Raw genomic sequence first — 20,792 nt, forward strand, 5'->3', positions numbered from 1 at the left:
TTGCCCGGTTTCTTCTGAAAAACCTAAGAAATTACTATGCGGTTTTTTTAAGGCCTCTGGGCAGGGAAAAGACGACTTTTTCTTCAATGCCTTTGTTTTCAGTAATCGATAGACCGCCCCAGGCTTTCAATTGGCTGATGACCTCTTGTACCAGAACTTCCGGTGCCGATGCTCCTGCAGTAACGCCTACGGCAGTGATGCCGTCGAACCACTCTCGGCTCATGTCGTTAGCAGTATCGATTAAATAAGCCGGTTTGCCCAGTTGTTCGGCGATTTCCCGTAAGCGATTAGAGTTGGAGCTATTGGGAGAACCGACCACGAGAATCAAATCGGTTTTGTTGGCAAGGTCATAAACGGCATCCTGCCGGTTTTGCGTGGCATAACAAATATCGTCTTTTTTCTGTTCCTGAATTGAGGAAAAACGGGCTCTGAGTGCGTCGACCATGACTTTGGTGTCGGTCATGGACAGCGTCGTTTGCGTTACGTAGGCCAGATTATTAGGATTATTGACCTTCAGTTTGGCGACATCTTCCGGTGTTTCAACTAAATATATGCCGCCGTTTTCGGTGCATTTTTCATATTGGCCCATCGTGCCTTCGACTTCCGGGTGTCCGGCGTGACCTATTAGTATGACCTCTCGGTCTTGTTTGGCATGCTTGGCAACTTGCAAATGGACTTTGGTGACTAGTGGGCAGGTTGCGTCGAAAACGGTTAAATTACGTTCCTCGGCTTCTTCTTGGACTTTTTTCGAAACGCCATGTGCGCTGAAAATCAAATAGGAGCCGACAGGGACGTCGCTCAGGTCTTCGATGAAAATCGCGCCTTTTTCTTTAAGGCCATCGACGACGGTGCGGTTATGGACGACTTCATGGCGGACATAGATCGGAGCGCCGAAAGCTTCAAGTGCCTGATCCACGATTTCAATGGCTCTATCCACTCCGGCACAGAATCCACGAGGGTTAGCGAGTATTATTTGCATATCTTGACTAATTTAGTAGGTTAAGGTGAGGTTATTTTAACTCAACTCTGCCTCCGAGACGATAATTCCATCGCTATCGGCATATAAAAAATAATCTTTTCTAAATTGTACGCCTGCGAAAGTCACAATACTATCGTATTCTCCGTGACCTTTCGTCGTGCTTTTGAGTGGATGCGCATGGAGTGCGCGAATCCCGATCGGAATCGTATCGATTGCGGCTGCATTGCGGATACAACCGTAGATCACGACGCCTTGCCAGCCGTTGTCGCAGGCCAGTTGTGCAAGCCCCCGATCGATCAAGGCGCAGCGGTGTGAACCTCCGCCGTCGATGACTAAGACGCGTCTCGATACTTTTGTCGATAAGGTTGAATTGACTAATCCATTGTCCTCAAAGGCTTTAATTGTCGTAATTTGCCCGCAAAAAGCCGGCGTTGCTCCGAATATTCTGAAAATGGGGTCGGCGATTTGAAAGCCGTCAATGTCGGAATATTGATCACAGAGATCGGCAGTGGTAAACGTCATTGGCATTACCTTGGTTAAGGCTGTTGGGGGCATATCATAACAGAAATGCGGTAGAAATAGTTTGGTATGGATGTATTCCAGCAATTCCCAGTTTGAGCAGTTTCGCCGATTTTAGGGTGTGGGGTATGCCTGTCGAGGAACGCCGTAAACCCATCCATGGGGGCTTGGCGGAAGCTCGAACGCCAAGGATGGCGTGAATACAGATTTTGCATGGAGCAAAAATCTGCCCTGCTGCCGACATCCTCGCCAAGCATACCCCACACCCTTTTTGATCTCCAAATTGGGAATTGCTGGATGTATTCGACGAGTCGAATTGGTGCTTCATTGCGCCATAGTGGTGCATTGTTTAAGAATAGAAAGAGGAAGGATTTTATTTTTACTATAAAATATTACTTTGGCATGATTTGTGTCTAAATTTAGATCTGGAGATATAGATGACGGATAAATTAAGCGATTTATGAACACGATAATTGAAGCGAATAAAACTAAGTTACTGGCTGCCATGCCGGCTGTAAAGAGTTACGAGGCTCGTCTTGCCTCGCTAAACGATTGGTGGGGGAAAATTGCGTTGATCGGAAAGATCAATAGCCATAATGTGGCGTCGACCATTCTTGAAGATATGAATTTGACGAAAAGTAAGTTCGGCGAGTTGCAGCAGAAGTTGACTTACAATTTAGTTGTCGAGAACTTGAAAAAATTGGTGCTCGATAATTCATCGAAGGCACAAGTCGCAATCGATTTACTGATTCGTAATTTATTCGAACGAACCGCTGATGTGGGTTTCTTGGCCACAGACGACGATATCCGCTCTTTCCTTATTTCCGAAAATGCAGATCGGGAGGGAATTGATTTCATCGAGAACCGACTGCGTGAATATGTGAAGAAATACAGCGTGTATGACGAGATCATTGTTTTCGATACCGAAGGACGGGTCAAAGCGCATTTGGATAACGAAAACCCGATCAGTCGTTCGACGGATCCTCTCATTGCCGAAACTCTAAAATCGAGTGCGGAATATATCGAAACGTTTCGATATTCGGAATTACAGCCGAATAAACGGCATTCGCTGATTTATTCCTGCAAAATAGCCGAAAGCAACCAACAAGGATCGAAAGCAATAGGCGTTTTATGCTTATGTTTTCGGTTCGACGATGAAATGGTGGGAATTTTCGGCGATCTTCTGGCGGCGGGTGACGAAGGCACGCTAATGATATTGGGTGTCGACGGAAAGGTAATCGCCAGTAGCGATGAGCAACTACTGCCGCTACAAGCGGCTTTTGCTAATGCGAATCCGGTAAGTATCGCATCGTATAAGCTACGCGAATATATCGTTAATACTCGACAAACCAAAGGGTATCAGGGTTTTTTCGGATTAGGGTGGACCGGGCAAATGATGACGCCGTTGGAAACGGCTTTTAAACGTAATGAAGCAGTCGATAGAGGAGGCGCTTATGCCGATATTATCGATCAAGCCATTACCTTCCCTCAAGAGTTGAAAGATATTCGCAAGGCCTCCTCCGATATCAATGCCGACCTCGGTTTGTTGGTACTTAACGGTCAGATCGCATCGGCTCGGAAAAATGCGGCCGAATTCATGCCGGTTTTGGAGGCCATCAAACAAATCGGTTCCGATATTGCGAATATTTTCGCCGATTCGGTCAATAGCCTTCAGGAAGTCACGGTCATGTCTTCGCATTTGAACAATGCAGGGTTTTTGGCGTCGTTGGCGGTCGATATCATGGATCGTAATTTATACGAACGGGCTAACGATTGCCGGTGGTGGGCGTTGACATCGACTTTTAGGCACTGTTTGGCTCAACCGGAAATCTCGTCAAAGGATGAGCAGCGGATGACGGACATATTGCAATACATCAACGCTTTATACACGGTCTATACCAATCTTTATCTTTACGATAAAAACGGTCGTGTCTTGGCGGTGTCGAACTCTTACGAGTGCTCGTTATTGGGGATGCAAGTCGACGAGCGAAGCGGAGCGCCGGCTGCGTTGAGGAATAGCGACTCACAGAGCTACAGCGTTTCGCCTTTCATCAGGACGCCATTTTACGGCAACCGCTATACCTATATCTATAATGCCTCGATCACGCATTTGGCAAGGCAGGATCAAGTGCTCGGCGGGATCGGCATCGTTTTTGACAGTGAACCGCAGTTTTCGAGCATGCTCGATGAAGTTTTACCGCGCGACGAAGCGGGAAAATTGCTCGAAGGAAGTTTTGCGTTTTTTACCGACCGAAATCAAATGATTATTGCTTCGGCTAATCACCCATCGCTCGGCGCCGGAGATTCGCTGGCGATCGACGACCGTTTTTTTGCCATGCGGACCGGACAAAGAGGTTCCGAAGTTATTCAATACAATGGCGTACAATATGTTTTAGGGATGGCTGTGTCGAAAGGTTACCGCGAATACAAAACCGTCGACGGCTATAGCAACGATGTATTCGCATTCGTGTTTATTCCATTTTAGAAGGTTATGTTTGCGTTATACCTTTCGCACTTCAAATTTAGGCAGTTCCCGAGGAGGCGCCTGGGAGGCCGATCCCTCACCTGACGCTAGGTGAGAGATCGGCATGGAGCTGGCATAGAGTCTGCATGGACGTATTTACCCAGCACCTAAATTCCATAGCCTATCTGCTATGGTTAATTGTCTTGGATAATATATTCGCCGCTAAAAATAACGCGCCAACAGTCCGTGTTGCGGGCTTATTTCCGGCAGCGGTATTTTTACCTCGTAGCCGCCGCCCAGAGCTTCTTGCATAGGATGGCCGTGCAGGTCTTCCATATGTTCGACGATAATGTCGCGATTGCCTTCGGGTAAAATCAATTCAATTTTATCGCCAACCGAAAACTTGTTTTTGACATCAATTTCGGCCATGCCGGTCGCAGAATCGAAGTGTCTGATTTCACCGCAAAATTGTTGCTGATGGCTTTTCGAATAACCGGTAATGTAGTTTTGCTGCTCATGCGTGTGGTGGCGTTGATAAAAGCCGTCTGTATAACCCCGGTTGGCTAGGTTTTCCAAGACGCCGAGCAATTGCGGATTAAACGGACGTTCGGCCAGTGCGTCGTCGATTGCTTGGCGATAGGTTTGTGCGGTCCGGGCTACATAATAATGAGATTTGGTTCGACCTTCTATCTTAAGGCTGTCGACGCCGATTTCGACCAAGCGTTGAATATGTTCGATCGCGCGCAGGTCTTTCGAATTCATGATGTAGGTGCCGTTTTCATCTTCCATGACCGGCAGCAGTTCGCCTTTACGCCCTTCCTCCTCTAAAAAATAAACCTTATCGGCCAAGGGGTGGCGCTCGGCGCCGCCGCAACTGGCATTACTGATTTCGGACATCGACAAGGCGCCGCCGTCCAAGACATAATCGCCTTCGGCATTTTCATGTGCGGGCAGTGTGTCGTATTTCCAGCGGCAGGAATTGGTGCAAGTACCCTGATTTGGGTCGCGGTGGTTAAAATATCCGGACAGCAAGCAGCGGCCCGAATAGGCAATGCACAGCGCGCCATGCACGAAGACTTCCAGTTCCATGTCCGGGCATTCCTGACGGATTTCGGCAATTTCATCGAGCGACAATTCCCGTGACAGGATAATGCGTTTTACTCCGATGGTTTGCCAAAATTTGACTGTTGCGTAATTGACGGTATTCGCCTGCACGGATAAATGTACCGGCATTTCCGGCCAGTTTTCCCGAACCATCATAATCAAGCCTGGGTCGGCCATAATCAATGCGTCCGGTTTCATCGCGATGATCGGAGCGATATCGGCCAGAAAAGTCTTGATTTTGCTATTATGCGGAATGACATTGGTCGCCAGAAAAAACTTTTTTCCGAGCCGGTGCGCTTCGTCGATGCCTTTGGCTAAGTTGTCGGCAAGAAAGTCGTTATTGCGCACGCGCAGGCTGTATCGCGGTTGGCCGGCATAAACTGCGTCCGCGCCGTAAGCGAAAGCGTAACGCATGTTTTTAAGGGTTCCGGCAGGAGAAAGTAATTCAACGGATTTCATTATTAGGTTGGAGTCGTATAATCAGCGATTGGAAAGGATTCGGTACGGAGCGAATTTGAAAAACGGCGCCGTCGAGTCATGATTCATAATTGACGATATTTTATCACTTAAGTTCTATCCGTCCGCAAATCGTTGTATACCTATCGCACTTCAAACTTCGGCATTAGCGTATGGAGGCGTCGGGGTGTTCGGCAAAGGCTTTGGCAGCATGGATGCTGTCATAGAAGAGCCTACATGGACGTATTCACGGCGTCCTTTGACGGGCACCCCGATGCCGAAATTTGACTAGCAAAGGGTATAACTTACTCGTTAAATCCCGGAAGCGGGGCTTTTTCGATTCCATTGAAGCGGCGAGAAATTTAATGATGGCTTGGTTTTTTGTATTTTTGGCGGCAGTTCTGATTATCGGTAGTGCTTTGATTTTGTTGCGAACCGCCAATATTCCAAGGTTGCCCAAACACGCGAAAGAGGCTTCCCACTTAAGGCGGGACAAAAACACTAAGGATTAACTGTTCGCCCTGAGTCTTTCGGCTGCGCTCAGGAGAGCCTTGTCGAAGGGTGGATGGTTAATCCGCCCATGGTTCGACAGGCTCACCATGAACGGATTAACCTTAAGCTGTCCCGCGGTAAGTGAGTAGCCGCGACAGATCGTGCTGAGCGGCAAGATGAAGACGGCGGTTAGACATTGCGCCTAGGTGCGCAAATATTCAGCGCGGGGAGACTCTTAAGCTAAAGGTTACCGGCCCGTCATTAACCAACGAGACTTGCATGTCGGCACCGAATTGACCGAATTGAACCTGTGTATGCAGGTCAACGGCTTTTTTTTGCAAATAATTAAAGAGCGCCAAGCCGTGTTCGGGGGAAGCGCCTCGGCTGAAACTGGGACGATTGCCGCTGTCGGTGTCTGCCGCCAGCGTGAATTGCGGGACCAATAACAAGCCACCATTGATGTTACGCAGACTTAGATTCATCTTGTCCTCGGCGTCGGCGAAAATACGGTAGTTAAGGATTCGCTCCAATAAGCGTTCAGCTTCTTTTTCGGTGTCGTTTTTTTCGACCGCGACGAGAGCCAGTATGCCTCGTTCGATTACGCCGATGTCTTGTTGCCGGACAGTCACTTTTGCGCGGGTTACGCGTTGAATAACGGATATCATAGGATGTTTCTGTACAATAGCGTTTTTGGGCACGGAATTATAGCGTTCCGGCTCGATAACGGCTAATCGTTAAATCTTATCAAATCCATGCTTTACGCCTTACTTAAATCGCTCGTTCTAATGCTGGCTATCTCGGCCGTCTACGCCGAGGAAATTTATCGCTGGCAAGATGAAAACGGCAAATTTTATTTTTCGGACAAACGACGAGAAGGCGCCGAGCGTCTTACGATAAAGCCAGGTTATTCTTATCACCGCATTCAGTATGTTTATGACGGCGATACGGTAAAGCTGGTAGACGGCAGAAAAATCCGCTTACTCGGCATCAACACGCCGGAAGTCGAAGGGCGCAATAAAAACGCGGAGGCCGGAGGCGAAGAAGCTAAACGTTGGTTAACTCACGCATTGAAAGGCAAGCGAGTCCGTTTGGTTCTCGATAGCGAACCAAAGGATAAATACGGGCGGACGCTCGCGCATTTGTTTACCGAGGACGGTCTGCATCTCAATTTCGAGCTGGTTAGATTGGGTTTGGCTTCGCTCAGTATTTTTCCGCCGAATTTGCTTTATAGCGGGGAATTGATTCGTGCCCAGGATGAAGCCGAAAAAAACTCGCGCGGTATTTGGAGGCTGCCTGAATACCGAATCAAGCCGGCACCGAGTCTTCGAACGGGTAATCATAGAGGCTGGCAGCGAATTTCCGGGCGCGTCAAAAAAATCAGAACGACGCGTAAATATGTGTATTTGACGCTTGGCGAGCGCGTCGATTTTCGCATCGAACGCGCTAATTTAGACTTGTTTCCAAACCCCAACAGCTATGTCGGCAAAGAAGTTGAAATTCGCGGTTGGCTCAATCGATCCAAGAAACATTTTTCGATGCTGATCCGTCATCCTAGTTCGGTCAAGATGCTCTGAGTAGCAGTAAAACTCAGGCTACTCCCTTTTGATTGAAAAACCGTCTAAGAATAAAAAGGTATGGGATGTGTCTATCGAGGACCGCCGTGAACCCGTCCATGGGGGCTTGACGGCAGCGTTCCCTGCTGCCGACATCCTCGCTAGCCACACCCCATACCTTCATAAAGTTAACCATTTTTTGAGTATAAAGGGAGTAGTTTCGCGTTAGTATTTCGCGATAAATAACTTCCTATTCTTCATGATCTTCATGGTGGTATACTTTTTCCATGTAACAAAGGTAACGCGATGCGTGCCCGACTTACTTTGAATTTTAAGCGCTATAAATAATCGATTTGTCCGCTAATTCGCGTAAGGTTTTCAAGCCTTGGTCGATAAACAACTGTATATCGCCTGCCTGGAGTTCTCCCGCGAGCTGTGTTATGCAAGATTCGGCAGAGATTCCCGGGGTATTTTGCAGGATCTCCAAAAGCCGATAGGTCGATGGCGTTATTTGCATAAACTTCACGTTATCGTTCGGAGTTCGATAAACGATCAAAAAACTGGGTTGCTCGGGCGCTTCATAAGGAATGAAGTCCGTTGAGATTTGATGAACCGGAAAACGATAGGCTAAAAGCCAAGCCAGTGGCGATAGATATAACGGCGCGGGCCTTAAATCTATCGCCGGCGCAATGATTGCGGGCGCTTCTTCCTTTGCGATTGCCAGCGCCATTTCCACCCATTCGTAATGTGCGAGTTCGAGCATGAAGGGCAAATCGTCCGAACACTGGCGTTCGTTTTGCAAATAATCCAAAAATTCTTCGGGGATTTCAGAAAAATAGGGCGTGCTGCTGCGGTGTTCCGAATAATAGTCCCGCGCGAGCGCAAGCCAACTTTCCTCTGAGAGCAGCGATTTCAATACCGGAAAGTTGCTCGATAAAAAGCTTTCGACATTATTAAAAAACAACTCGCGGTACATCGACATGCGTTCCGGGGCCACATCGCCCGGAGCCGGGTTTCGGTCGGGGTTTCGAATGAAAGCGGCAAATTCTTGCTGTTTGGCTTTGAAGTCGATTTTGGCTTTATGCTGTCCTACGCTCATGTTGATTTTTCCAGGCGTGTTGAATGGCGGCGATCGTTTCGGTTTCTTTGATTAACTCCGGCAGTGGCGGAATGTTGAAGTCCCGCTCCAGCAAGGTTGGGAATATGCCGTAGAGTTCGTAAGCCTTGCCAAGCAGTTTCCAGACCGGGTCGATGACCGGGGCGCCGTGCGTGTCGACTAAAAAGTCTTCGGCTTCGACATAATGGCCGGCAATATGTGCATAGGCGATTCGCTGCGCAGGTATCGCCTTTAAAAACGTTTCGGCATCGTAGCCATGATTGACGCTGTTGACATAGATATTGTTGATATCGAGCAAGATGTCGCAATCGGCTTCGTTGACCACGGCGTTGAAAAAATCGATTTCATCCATTTCCCGGCCCGGCGCAGCATAATAGGAAACATTCTCGATCGCGATTTTTTGTTCGAGAATGTCCTGAACGCGGCGAATGCGCGCTGCGGTATGAGTAATCGCTTCTTCGGTAAAAGGAATCGGCATTAGATCGTACAGGTGGCCGTCTTTGCTGCAATAGCTAAGGTGTTCGCTATACAGTTTGATGCCGTGTTCGGTCATGAAGGATTTGACGGCCTTGATAAAGGTTTCATCCAACGGGTCGGTGCTGCCGATCGATAAGGAAAGTCCGTGACAAACGAAGTCGAAACGCTCGGTCATATTGCGCAGTTGCCGGCCGAATTTGCCGCCGATCGTTATCCAATTTTCGGGAGCGATTTCGTAAAAATCGACTGATGCGGGGGGCGTGTCGACGATGCTATTCAGAAAAGTTCGGCGTAAACCAAGACCTACGCCACTGACTAGATGTTGAGTCGTGTTCATCGGAACACCTGTTGTTTTTTGCTGGATAGAGGGTGATTGGATCACCCTCTATTAGGACGCAATTGCTTTGTTTGAAGTAAAGCAAAATTTTAATGAAAGCCGTTTTGCTTCATTTTATTTGGTTTTATCGGCATCGCCTTCCGGTTTTGTCATGCCGCCGCATTTGCCTTCTCCGCAAGTCATTTCCTTGCTTGACTTGTCGGCAGCTGCAGGTTTTTCGTCTTTTTTGCCGGCGCATTTGCCTTCTTCCATTTTCGGCGTACTGGTCATGCCGCCGCATTTGCCTTCGCCGCAGGTCATTTCGGCCTCGGCGACTTGCATGTAACCGGAAGAGAGTTCGGTCATGCCGAATGGATTAGCCTCGGCGTGTGCAGTAGATAAAGCGAGAGTAGAAACCATAGCGGTGCCCATTGCTGCAGCGAATGGTGATTTGTTCATTTTTTTCATAATAAATCCCAGTGTGTTTTGGTTGTGGAAAAATCAGATTGATTAATACCTTGTAAGGCTAGCAAAAAAATCTGAATCGTTTATGAATTGCGTTATACCTTTCGCACTTCAAATTTCGGCAGCGCCAGAGGAGGGGGCCTGGGTGTTCGGCAAAGGCTTTGCCAGCATGGAGCTGTGGCATAGAGCCTACATGGACGTATTTACCCAGCACCTAAATTCCATAGCCCATTGGCCATGGTTAATTATCTTGGATAATTTAGATGCTGGGTTCACGGCGTCCTTTGGCGGACACCCAGGCGCCGAATTTTGATCTACGACGGGTATAAGCAAGTATTGCAACATTGCTGCGACAGCGCAGCAACTAGATCAGTTCCTCTTTTTACAATGTTTTGGCGAGGGATGCAAACAACGTAAAAGTTTATTCTAAGAGTGCGATGGATGCTTAGCTATTTTTGATAAGGATACAACGGCTTTTTGCAGGGTCAATAGTTAGCAGTTAGCAGTTAGCAGTTAGCAGTGTGTCACTTTTGTGACTTAATTGAACCCAATAATTTTATTAAACACTCTTCTTCTTGAATTCGCAGAGGTCGGCGATGATGCAATCCGGGCATTTCGGTTTTCTTGCCGTGCAAGTATATCGGCCGTGAAGGATCAGCAGATGATGTGCATCTTTTTTGTGGGCTTTCGGGACGTATTTGTCCAGTTTTCGTTCGACTTCGAGCACGTTTTTTCCTGGGGCGATACGTGTTCTATTCGCGACTCGGAAGATATGGGTGTCGACTGCAATTGTCGGGTGGCCGAATGCGGTATTCAAAATGACGTTTGCTGTTTTACGGCCGACGCCGGGTAACGCTTCGAGCTCGTCGCGGGTTTGCGGAACCTGGCCATTGTGTTTTTCGAGCACTTGCCGGCACAGTTGCATGATGTTCGCAGCCTTGCTGTTGAACAGCCCGATAGTCTTGATATGTTCTTTTAATCCGGCTTCGCCAAGGTTTAAAATCGATTCGGGCGTATTGGCGATGGGGAATAACTGCGCCGTGGCTTTGTTGACGCTCTTGTCGGTGGCTTGGGCCGACAATACGACAGCGATAAGCAGTTCGAAAGGCGACGAGTATGTTAGCTCGGTAGTCGGTTCCGGTATCGTCGCCGCCAGTCTGTCGAAAATTGCCTGACGTTTGGTTTGGTTCACTGTTCCTGGGCGACTTGAATCGGAATTTGAATTTGGGCCGGTTTACGCTGTTTGACCTTGGTGTCGATAATATTTTTTAATGCGATCAACAAGCCGAGGCCGATAAATGCGCCGGGCGGTAATATCGCCAACAGCATGCCGGAATAATCGGTTATCACATCGATTTGCCAGGTTTTAGCAGCTTCGCCGAACATCAATTCGGCCTTCGCGAATAAAGTTCCCGAACCGATGATTTCACGCAGGCTGCCAAGCGTAACTAGTGCAAAGGTGAAGCCAAGTCCCATAAACAGGCCGTCTAAAAAGGCCTTGTCGGCGCGTTGCTTTGAAGCATACGCCTCGGCCCGGCCGATGATAGAGCAGTTGGTGACGATCAACGGAATGAAAATGCCGAGGATTTTATAGAGACCGAAGAACCATGCGTTCATCGCGAGTTCGATCATCGTGACCACGCTGGCGATGACCAGTACGAATACCGGTAAACGGACTTCGTCGGGGACGAAATTACGGATTAGCGAGATGATCGTGTTAGACAATACCAATGTCATCGTCGTGGCAAGGCCAAGCCCGAGGCCGTTAATGACCGTGTTGCTTACGGCAAGTAGCGGACACAGTCCGAGTAATGCGACGAAGGCTTGGTTATTAAGCCATAAGCCGTCTTTGACGATTTTGCTGTATTCGGAGAGCATTAATTTCCTCCTTCGGGAGTCGATTCTGTCGTTGAAAAAATCAGGGACTGGTTATGCTTGAAATAAAGCAATGCGTTTTTAACAGCCCCTACAACAGCGCGTGGCGTGATTGTTGCGCCGGTAAATTGGTCGAAATAGCCGTCATCACGTTTAACGGCCCATTCCTGTGTTTTGGGCATGGCGAGCGATTTTCCGTCGAACGCTAAGATCCAGTCGCTACGCTCGATTTCAATTTTATCGCCTAGCCCCGGCGTTTCGCGATGAGCAATAGCCCGAACGCCGGTGAGGGTGCCGTCGGTTTTGATCGCTACCAAAAGGGTGATATTGCCGCTGTAACCGAAAGGCGTCACCACTGTCATGACCGCTGCGACCGGATTGTCTTTTTTTCGGGCGCGATAAATGACTGCCGGTTTTGTGGAGTCCTGGTTGAGGTCGGTCACTTCGAGCGTATCATTGACGATGTCGTTGTCGTAAAGCGACTCGGGGATCACGGCTTTCAAGTTAGCCAGTAAGGCTTGCCGCTCATTTTCCTGTATCTTTGCTTCGGTTTTATGAAAAGTAAGTGAGGTTAAACCCAAGCCCAATAACGAAAAAATGCCCAATATCGTGGCAGCCGATAACGTATTTTTAATAATGGCGTTCATGCTTTTTGACCGAAGACGCGAGGGCGCGTGAAATAATCGATTGCCGGCGCCGTTAAGTTACCCAATAAAACCGCGAAAGCCATTGCATCCGGGTAGCCGCCCCAAACGCGAATAATATAAACCAGCGAGCCGATTAGTAGTCCGTAAATAATTCGGCCATTAACCGATGTGGCTGCGGTTACCGGGTCGGTTGCGATAAAAAAAGCGCCCAGCATTGTCGCGCCGGCCACTAAGTGAAAGCTTGGCAATGCAAATTGATTGCTGTCGATTGCATAACAAATACTCGCGAAGAGCCCGAGTCCAAGCAGCAATCCGACCGGAATTTGCCAGCCGATGATTTTACGCCATAGGAGCCAGAGTCCGCCAAGCAAATAGCCCCCGGCCACCCATTCCCAGCCTTTTCCTGCTAAAAGTCCGAAAACGGAATCGGTTTTTATTTCCGGTACCGATCTGCCTAGCCCCAATTGAGTTCTGACGCTATCCAGCGGTGTGGCCATCGTGATCACATCGAATTCGATGTTTGCCGGTAGTTGCTCGAGAAAAATCAATTTAAGCCAGTCGACTTCGTTCAATGCGACCGAGCCGAGTTCGATAGGCGCGAGCCAAGCGGTCATCTGCATTGGAAACGAAACCAATAGTAAGACATAGCCTGCCATCGCCGGATTGAACGGGTTGTAACCTAAGCCGCCGTATAAATGTTTAGCGATTACTATCGCGAACAAGATACCTACGACGGTAATCCACCATGGCGCAATGACCGGCAGCGAAATTGCCAGTAGCACGGCGGTTACGACGGCGCTCAAGTCTTTGAGCGTCGAGCCGATCGGCCGGCCGCGTAAGCCCAGAATCGATGCTTCGGCAAGCAGCGCAACGACAACTGCTAGGGTAATGTTGATTAAGACGCCGATGCCGAAAAACCAAGTCATCGCGGCAATTCCGGGAATCAAGGCTAACAAGACTTGCAGCATGACCCGGTCAACACTGTTGACAGGTTGAAGGTGCGGCGACATGACGGTTGAGAATTTCATTTATTCCGCTCCTTCGGTGGCGGTTTCAGCGGCTTTTAATTTAGCCAGGGATTCTTTTTTGCGGCGAGAACGTTCGGCTCTTTCGGCCTGTTCACGAGCCTTGCGTTCAAGAAGGAAGTCGTGCCGGCGTTTTGCGATTGCCGCTTTTTCAGCCTCTTTGGCCTTGGCGACGGTCTTACTTTTCGCGGCTCGGTAATATTGCACCAATGGGATCTGGCTCGGACAAACAACCTCGCAACAGCCGCATTCGATACAATCGAATAGGCTAAATTCTTTGCATTTCTCCAAATTGCCGGCACGGCTATGCCAGTAAAGCTGTTGCGGCAGCAAGTCTACCGGGCAGGCTTTCGCGCAATCGCCGCAGCGAATACAAGGCCGGGTCTCTTTACTTGTGGCGACTTCCGATTCGGCAGCGGCTAGAATGCAGTTGGTGGCCTTGACGATTGGTATGTCGTCCTCGGGTAACGCGAAACCCATCATGGGGCCGCCCATGATCAAACGCTCCACAGAGTCTTGATAGCCGCCGCATTGGTTGATCAAATCGCTAATCGGCGTGCCGATGCGCGCACGCAGGTTTTGTTGTTGCTTAACGCCCTGGCCGGTGACGGTCACGACACGCTCGGTTAACGGTAAGCCACGGCAAATGGCGTTATACACGGACGCAGCCGTGCCGACGTTTTGACAAATCACGCCCACATCGGCAGGAATGCCGCCTGACGGTGTTTCTTTGCCGGTGACGACGCGGATTAATTGTTTTTCGCCGCCGGTCGGGTACAGGGCGGGGATTTTCACTACGGTCAGTCGGCGATCCCTCGATTGTTCGATGGCGGCCGATAATGCCTCGTATGCTTCGGTCATGTGATCTTCGACAGCGATGATGCCGTTGCCGACTTGCAATGCATGCATCAAAATTAGCGCGCCTTGAACGATAGTATCCGGTTCGGCTTGCATCAGGACATTATCGCAGGTGATATAGGGTTCGCACTCCGCGCCGTTCAAAATAAGCGTGTCGATATGGCGTTGCGGCCCCGGGTTCAATTTGATCGAGGTAGGGAAAGCCGCGCCGCCTAGACCGACAATGCCGGCTTGGCGAATTTTAGTACGTAGTGCCGATGCCGGTTCCAGGCGATAATCGGCAACAGGTTCGGATGCCAATGCTTCATCGCGCCCGTCGGTGTCGATGATGATGCACGAGTCCGATAACCCGGAGGGATGAGGAATGATGCGATCTTCAATTGTTTTAACGGTACCCGAGCTTGCAGCATGAAGCGGGGTTGCCAGGAAATGATCGGAATCGGCGATGATTTGGCCGCGCAACACGCTTTCGCCGGGGGTGACGGTCGGCTTGAGTTGCACGCCTGAGCGTTGTTGCAAAGGATAAATTAGTTGTTTCGGTAGCGCGGCGTTGACAATCGGTCGGTGTGCCGATAGATTTTTGTGTGCGGGCAAGCGCAAGCCGCCGTGAAAGCGCCAGGTTTTAAGCATATTTCTTTTCCGGTTCCGGCCATTGCCAGTTGTTAAGGTCTTCGGGTATCGGTTCCATAACGATGCAATCGACCGGGCAAGGGTCGACGCAAAGCTCGCAGCCGGTGCATTCACCGGCTATCACGGTATGCATCATCTTCGCGGAGCCAAGTATCGCATCGACCGGGCAAGCTTGAATGCATTTGGTGCAGCCGATGCACAAGTCCTCGATGATGACCGCGACGCTCTTGGGTTTTTCTTCGCCGAATTCGGCGTTGAGCGGTTTCGCTTCGACGCCCAGTAAGTCGGCCAACGCTTCGACGCCGTCTTGTCCCCCCGGCGGGCATTGGTTGATATCGGCGTCGCCGGCAGCGATCGCTTCGGCATAAGGACGGCAACCGGGAAAACTGCATTGCCCGCATTGCGTTTGCGGAAGAATCGCTTCGATTTTATCGACAATCGGATCGCCTTCGACCCTAAAATAGATGGCCGAAAATCCGAGTATTACGCCAAATACGGCAAATGTGATGCAAATGATTAGTATCATCGGATTTATCTGGTCGAATTAGAATAATTGGTATTTGAGTAACAATTCTCGCTCATCGTTCCATCGCTTTGCATTGATGTCATGAGGTTTGTTGCATTTTTCATTCGCCCTGAGTGTGTCGAGGGTAAATGTAAAATTTGAACGGATTCGCGAGAGCGATTACTTGAAATTGATTGGCTGAAACTTTAGCCTTTAACTAAGCCGCTGAATCCCATGAATGCCATGGACATTAACCCGGCCGTTACTAGCGCTATCGAGTTGCCCTTGAAAGGCTGGGGGACGTCGGCAACGTCGATTTTTTCTCGTAGCGTCGAGAAAAGGGTCAATACCATTGAAAAACCGACCGCAGCGCCGAAACCGTATAAAGCCGATTCCAGGAAACCGTGTCGGGTTTGTACATTCAGCAGGGCGACGCCTAGAACTGCGCAATTAGTGGTGATTAGCGGCAAAAATATTCCCAGTACCTGGTAAAGGAGCGGGCTGGTTTTGTGAACGACCATTTCGGTAAATTGCACGACAAAGGCAATCACGACGATGAATGTGATTGTGCGTAAATATTCCAGTTCTAATGGGATCAACAGATAACGGTTCGCCAGATAGCTGCAAACGGCGGATAAGGTCAGAACAAAAGTCGTCGCGAAACCCATTCCCAAGGCCGTTTCCAGTTTTCGGGAGACGCCCATAAAAGGGCATAATCCTAAAAATCTCACCAGTACAAAATTATTGACCAGTATCGTACTTATCAGAATTATTAGATATTCTTTCATCGGCTGAACTAAATCCGGATATGCCGGAAAAGGTTATTGGGGATGTTGCTTTTTCAAGACAACGCATGTCAAGCGATAATAACCAACTATAACACTAAAGAATTATTCTGCAAACCAGCGCTTGTTGATATATAACGAGCAAGACCATGCATTATAGCGATATTCAACAAAAAACAAAAACTCGGCGGATTTGTTGCGGTTGATTTAATAAGCTAGGGTCGTTGCTTTTGATTTGTTGTTCGGCTGCGACAATGTAGAAGTAGGCTATTCAAAAAAACTGACTTTACCGTTTTCAATATTGTACATCGCGCCGATTATCCCGATTTCGCCGCTACTTGCCATCGCATTTAGAAGAGGGCTTTGCTGTCTGATTTGCTCGACCATAATTTCGACGTTGCGTTCGGCAACTTGTTCAACTAGAGAGTCGTCAGGTTTGCTAATTCGAGCTAGCCGACCGTTTTTAACCGAATCGACAGCCGGGCGAATCTTATCGAGCAAGCCGGTAAGATGATCGAGTTTGGCGTCGGCGCAGGCGCCTTTGATTGCACCGCAGTGGCTATGGCCGAGCACGACAATCAGCTTGGACCCAGCCAATTTACAGGCAAATTCCATGCTGCCTAGAATGTCGTCATTAACAATATTGCCGGCAACGCGAACGCTGAATATGTCTCCTAAACCTTGGTCGAAAATTAATTCGGCTGAGGTGCGAGAATCGATGCAGCTAAGAATGATCGCAAACGGAAACTGGCCTTCGACGGTTTCATTGACTTGCTCCAATAAGTTTCGGTTAGCTTTTAAGTTATAAACAAAGCGTTGGTTGCCTGCTTTTAAGATTTCTAAAACGTTTTCAGGCGTTAGCGACTGTTGCGATTCTTTGTCGAGCGGATGAACTCTTTGTAACGGCTCGAGAACGCCATAACCCCTTAGGTTTTCGATAACTAAATGAATATTCTTACGTTCGGCTTCGGTTTTAAAATTCTGGATGATTTCATAGACGTCGAAGTCGATGTATTTGGAGCCGGTTGCATCGATCACGACCTCCGAATTTTCGGGAAGTTGGTCTAGTAGCTGCAGGATATTAGCTTTATTAAGAAAAGAGACATTTTCAGATAAAGTAATGAAGTGTTTATTGGCTTTTTGTTCCTGATGAAGATAAAAGCCGACTTTCAAATTTTCCAGCAAAATAAAAAACAGCGCGATGCTCATGCCGATCGCAATGCCGGTTAGCATGTCGGTAAAAATAAGCCCAAGCACAGTCGCGGCGAAGGGGATGAAGTGATATATCCCCGTTCGGTACATCGTTATGAAGCGACGCAAGTCTGCCATCTGGTAACCGATGACTAACAAAACCGCAGCAAGACTAGCCAGCGGAATGGTATTCAAAAGGCCGGGAATCGATATTACAGCTGTTAGTAACAATGCGCCATGAATAAAAGCCGAGGCCTTGGTTCTGCCGCCCGATAAGATATTGGCTGAGCTGCGCACGATGACTTGGGCGATTGGGATGCCGCCTAACAAACCGGAGCAAATGTTGCCGATGCCTTGTGCTTTTAGTTCCCTGTTATTAGGTGTCACTCTTTTATACGGGTCTAGCTTGTCGACGGCTTTGACACACAATAGAGTTTCAAGACTGGCAACCATGGCTAAGGTGAATCCGGTCTTGTAAACGGATAGGTTGGTGATTTGCGAAAAATCCGGTAGCGTTAGGTAAGCGATCAGTTCGACGGCTCGATCGACCTTAGGCAATGAAACCAAATGATTGCCGCTCAAAGCCAACTCGGGAAACCATCCGAGGAGTAATTGATTAGATGCTACGCCGGTTATTACGGCCGCCAATGCGCCGTGAATCCATTGCGTAAAACGGTATCGTTTAATAAATGGCGACTCCCAAAGCAGTAGAATAGTCAGTGAGGCCAAAGATATAATGACCGCTCCGGGCGAAATAAAATCGACCATATGGACCAATTCGGATGTCGTTGTGAATTGGTCGCTTTGGGTAAAGGAGATATCGCCTTCGTAATCTACGTCGTAGCCGAATGCATGCGGTATCTGTTTCAGAAAAATGATAATGCCGATTCCCGTAAGCATGCCTGATATGACCGCGGATGGAAAATAATAGCCGACGATGCCGGCACCGATTCGTCCCATGGTCACCTGAATAAAGCCTGCTATAACGACGCTCAACAGGAAGGCTTCAAAGCCAAGGCTTTGTATCGCGGCATGAGCGATAATGGCAATGCCGGCAGCGGGTCCGCTAACGCCAAGAGATGATCCGCTTAAACCGGAAACGACCAATCCGCCGATGATTCCGGCAATCAGTCCTGAAAACAGCGGTGCGCCGGAGGCCAGTGCAATGCCAAGCGATAACGGCACGGCGACCAAAAACACCACGACGCCGGCGGGAAAATCGTACCTAAGGCTGGCATTAAAGCCGAAACGGTGCTTGCGTTCGCTCATCAACGGATGATCTTCTACCATGGTTTTTATCCGGTTAACGCTAGGTTTTTTAAATTGAGGCACTGAACTATTATATACCTTTCGCACTTCAAATTTCGGCAGTGCCTAAGGAGGCGCCGGGGTGCTCGGCAAAGGCTTTGCCAGCATGGATGCTGGCATAGAGCCTACATGGATGTATTCACGGCGTCCTTTGACGGGCCCCCGGTGCCGAATTTTGATCTACGATGAGTATACTCCGCCTAGAAGAATATAACGCACACAACCGGCTAACTACAGCAATTCCCATTTTCAGGGTAAAAAAGGGTATGGAGCAGGCTGTCGAAAAAAGCCATTTTTAGCTAATTGCTGTGTTCCCGCTTTTTAAGCTCAAAATATATTTGAAATTGTTGGTGATCTTAGGCTATTAAGCGCCAACCATTTTATCTGACTTGAAAATCGGTAAATTTCGACGCCCTAGTATAGAGCGCGCTTGACGAGGATGCCGGTAGCATACCTATATACCTAAAAAGAGCGGTTGGTATGTGTTGTAGACCGTTCGTGCTGAGCCAAGTCGACGCATGAAGGGGGCTACAACACTTTCACCGGCTTGGAGAGGCTTCAAACTACCCCTCACCCTTCGACAGGCTCTCAAGAAACAGCTTTTATATATTAAAAATCAATAACTTGCCAAGATGTAAATATACAAAAAATACGTCAAACAGCGGCTGTTTTATAGTAACGCCATGCTATCGAAGGGCGCTTACTTTGCTCAGGGCGAACGGTAGTTTGATGCGCTCAACTGCACTTTTTAGGATATACGCTCTTGAGCAATCTGTAGAATACTTCGGTGCGTCGATAAGCCTGTGCCGAAATTTGACCAGCAGAGGTTATGTCTTGGTATTACAAAAATTATTTGACAACGTAAATATGATTTACGAATGACTGACTAAAACGAGCATTTTATGACAAAAAAAGCATTAATTACCGGCATCACCGGGCAGGACGGTTCTTATTTGGCCGAGTTTTTACTCGAGAAGGGATATGAAGTTCACGGTATCAAACGCCGTGCTTCATCGTTCAATACGCAACGGGTCGATCATATTTACCAAGACCCGCATGTCGAAAATCAAAAGTTCGTACTGCATTACGGCGATTTGACCGATTCTTCCAATTTGACTCGCATTTTGCAAGAAGTACAGCCGGATGAAGTGTATAACCTAGGCGCGCAGTCTCATGTCGCGGTGAGTTTCGAATCGCCGGAATACACGGCCGATGTCGATGCGATGGGGACGCTTCGTTTATTGGAAGCGATTCGTTTGTTGGGCTTGGAGCAAAAAACTCGCTTTTATCAGGCATCTACATCGGAATTATACGGCTTGGTTCAAGAAACTCCGCAGAAGGAGACTACGCCGTTTTATCCCCGTTCGCCTTATGCAGCGGCCAAACTTTATGCCTATTGGATTACCGTGAATTACCGCGAAGCCTACGGCATGTATGCCTGCAACGGTATTTTGTTCAATCACGAATCGCCGCGCAGGGGCGAAACCTTCGTAACCCGGAAGATTACCCGAGGCTTGGCCAATATTGCGCAAGGTGTTGAAAATTGCCTTTTCATGGGCAACATGAATGCGCTTCGTGATTGGGGGCACGCCAAGGACTACGTACGCATGCAATGGATGATGCTGCAGCAGGATGAACCCGACGACTTCGTCATCGCCACCGGCGTTCAATTCAGCGTTCGCGAGTTTATCGAGTGGTCTGCGGGCGAACTAGGAATAGCTCTCCGTTTTGAAGGCAGCGGCGTTGAAGAGATCGGCGTGGTCGAAGCGATTGACGGCAATTCGGCGCCGGCGTTGTCGGCTGGCGATGTCATTGTTCGAGTCGATCCGCGTTATTTCCGCCCGGCAGAGGTCGAAACCCTATTGGGCGACCCCACCAAGGCCAAGGAAAAGCTCGGCTGGGTGCCCGAAATTACGGTGCGCGAGATGTGCGCCGAAATGGTGCGCGAAGACCTTAAAGCCGCCAAACGCCATGCCTTGTTGAAGTCGCACGGGCTTGATTTACCGGTTTCGGTGGAGAGTTAATA

Annotated in this window: 18 protein-coding genes; 3 read left to right on the plus strand and 15 right to left on the minus strand. The window is 48.8% G+C overall.

Annotated features, from left to right (window positions below; genetic code table 11):
- Positions 1–34: 34 nt before the first annotated feature.
- Positions 35–979, minus strand: coding sequence for a 4-hydroxy-3-methylbut-2-enyl diphosphate reductase (gene ispH, locus EQU24_RS02540; RefSeq protein ID WP_026130207.1), 945 nt, complete (start codon positions 977–979; stop codon positions 35–37).
- 36 nt (positions 980–1,015) lie between these two features.
- Entirely contained in the window at positions 1,016–1,501 is a 486-nt protein-coding gene (rraA, locus tag EQU24_RS02545; RefSeq protein WP_017841005.1) for a ribonuclease E activity regulator RraA, read from the minus strand.
- Between the two features lie 457 nt (positions 1,502–1,958).
- Between rraA and EQU24_RS02555 the strand changes: the two genes are divergently transcribed.
- Positions 1,959–3,983, plus strand: coding sequence for a cache domain-containing protein (locus tag EQU24_RS02555; RefSeq protein ID WP_017841004.1), 2,025 nt, complete (start codon positions 1,959–1,961; stop codon positions 3,981–3,983).
- A gap of 201 nt (positions 3,984–4,184) precedes the next feature.
- Here EQU24_RS02555 and trhP read toward each other — a convergent pair whose 3' ends face one another.
- Both trhP and dtd read right to left on the minus strand, forming a co-directional pair.
- Positions 4,185–5,525 carry a prephenate-dependent tRNA uridine(34) hydroxylase TrhP gene (trhP, locus tag EQU24_RS02560; RefSeq protein ID WP_017841003.1) on the minus strand — a complete coding sequence of 447 codons (1,341 nt, stop codon included), beginning with the start codon at positions 5,523–5,525 and terminating at the stop codon, positions 4,185–4,187.
- Between the two features lie 707 nt (positions 5,526–6,232).
- Positions 6,233–6,679, minus strand: a complete 447-nt coding sequence (dtd, locus tag EQU24_RS02565) for a D-aminoacyl-tRNA deacylase (RefSeq protein ID WP_017841001.1) — start codon at positions 6,677–6,679, stop codon at positions 6,233–6,235.
- 87 nt (positions 6,680–6,766) lie between these two features.
- Between dtd and EQU24_RS02570 the strand changes: the two genes are divergently transcribed.
- Complete coding sequence (locus EQU24_RS02570) at positions 6,767–7,588, plus strand: thermonuclease family protein (protein ID WP_017841000.1); 822 nt, start codon at positions 6,767–6,769, stop codon at positions 7,586–7,588.
- Between the two features lie 310 nt (positions 7,589–7,898).
- Here EQU24_RS02570 and EQU24_RS02575 read toward each other — a convergent pair whose 3' ends face one another.
- The 11 genes from EQU24_RS02575 to EQU24_RS02625 form a co-directional block, all read right to left on the minus strand.
- Complete coding sequence (locus EQU24_RS02575; protein ID WP_017840998.1) at positions 7,899–8,666, minus strand: HvfC family RiPP maturation protein; 768 nt, start codon at positions 8,664–8,666, stop codon at positions 7,899–7,901.
- The gene (locus EQU24_RS02580; protein ID WP_017840997.1) at positions 8,647–9,498 is read right to left on the minus strand and encodes an HvfB family MNIO-type RiPP peptide maturase; all 852 of its coding nucleotides are present in this window, start codon (positions 9,496–9,498) and stop codon (positions 8,647–8,649) included. Before EQU24_RS02580 ends, EQU24_RS02575 begins: the two co-directional genes overlap by 20 nt.
- Before the next feature lie 114 nt (positions 9,499–9,612).
- Positions 9,613–9,945, minus strand: coding sequence for a hypothetical protein (locus EQU24_RS02585; protein WP_040575325.1), 333 nt, complete (start codon positions 9,943–9,945; stop codon positions 9,613–9,615).
- Between the two features lie 556 nt (positions 9,946–10,501).
- Entirely contained in the window at positions 10,502–11,134 is a 633-nt protein-coding gene (nth, locus tag EQU24_RS02590; protein ID WP_017840994.1) for an endonuclease III, read from the minus strand.
- Positions 11,131–11,820, minus strand: a complete 690-nt coding sequence (locus EQU24_RS02595) for an electron transport complex subunit E (protein ID WP_017840993.1) — start codon at positions 11,818–11,820, stop codon at positions 11,131–11,133. The genes nth and EQU24_RS02595 overlap by 4 nt, the downstream gene beginning before the upstream one ends.
- A complete protein-coding gene (gene rsxG, locus EQU24_RS02600) occupies positions 11,820–12,464 on the minus strand; it encodes an electron transport complex subunit RsxG (protein WP_017840992.1) in 645 nt (214 codons plus the stop codon). The genes EQU24_RS02595 and rsxG overlap by 1 nt, the downstream gene beginning before the upstream one ends.
- Complete coding sequence (rsxD, locus tag EQU24_RS02605) at positions 12,461–13,492, minus strand: electron transport complex subunit RsxD (protein ID WP_017840991.1); 1,032 nt, start codon at positions 13,490–13,492, stop codon at positions 12,461–12,463. Before rsxD ends, rsxG begins: the two co-directional genes overlap by 4 nt.
- Complete coding sequence (gene rsxC, locus EQU24_RS02610; protein ID WP_017840990.1) at positions 13,493–14,977, minus strand: electron transport complex subunit RsxC; 1,485 nt, start codon at positions 14,975–14,977, stop codon at positions 13,493–13,495.
- Positions 14,970–15,503: an electron transport complex subunit RsxB gene (rsxB, locus tag EQU24_RS02615; protein WP_017840989.1), complete on the minus strand. Its 534-nt coding sequence runs from the start codon at positions 15,501–15,503 to the stop codon at positions 14,970–14,972. The genes rsxC and rsxB overlap by 8 nt, the downstream gene beginning before the upstream one ends.
- A 185-nt stretch (positions 15,504–15,688) precedes the next feature.
- The gene (gene rsxA, locus EQU24_RS02620) at positions 15,689–16,270 is read right to left on the minus strand and encodes an electron transport complex subunit RsxA (protein WP_026130206.1); all 582 of its coding nucleotides are present in this window, start codon (positions 16,268–16,270) and stop codon (positions 15,689–15,691) included.
- 264 nt (positions 16,271–16,534) lie between these two features.
- The gene (locus EQU24_RS02625) at positions 16,535–18,748 is read right to left on the minus strand and encodes a bifunctional SulP family inorganic anion transporter/carbonic anhydrase (protein WP_017840987.1); all 2,214 of its coding nucleotides are present in this window, start codon (positions 18,746–18,748) and stop codon (positions 16,535–16,537) included.
- Positions 18,749–19,668: 920 nt separating this feature from the next.
- On the opposite strand from EQU24_RS02625, the gene gmd reads away from it, so the two are divergent.
- Positions 19,669–20,790: a GDP-mannose 4,6-dehydratase gene (gmd, locus tag EQU24_RS02630; RefSeq protein WP_017840986.1), complete on the plus strand. Its 1,122-nt coding sequence runs from the start codon at positions 19,669–19,671 to the stop codon at positions 20,788–20,790.
- The last annotated feature ends 2 nt before the right edge of the window (positions 20,791–20,792 follow it).

The organism is Methylotuvimicrobium buryatense (assembly GCF_005931095.1).
GTDB lineage: Bacteria > Pseudomonadota > Gammaproteobacteria > Methylococcales > Methylomonadaceae > Methylotuvimicrobium > Methylotuvimicrobium buryatense.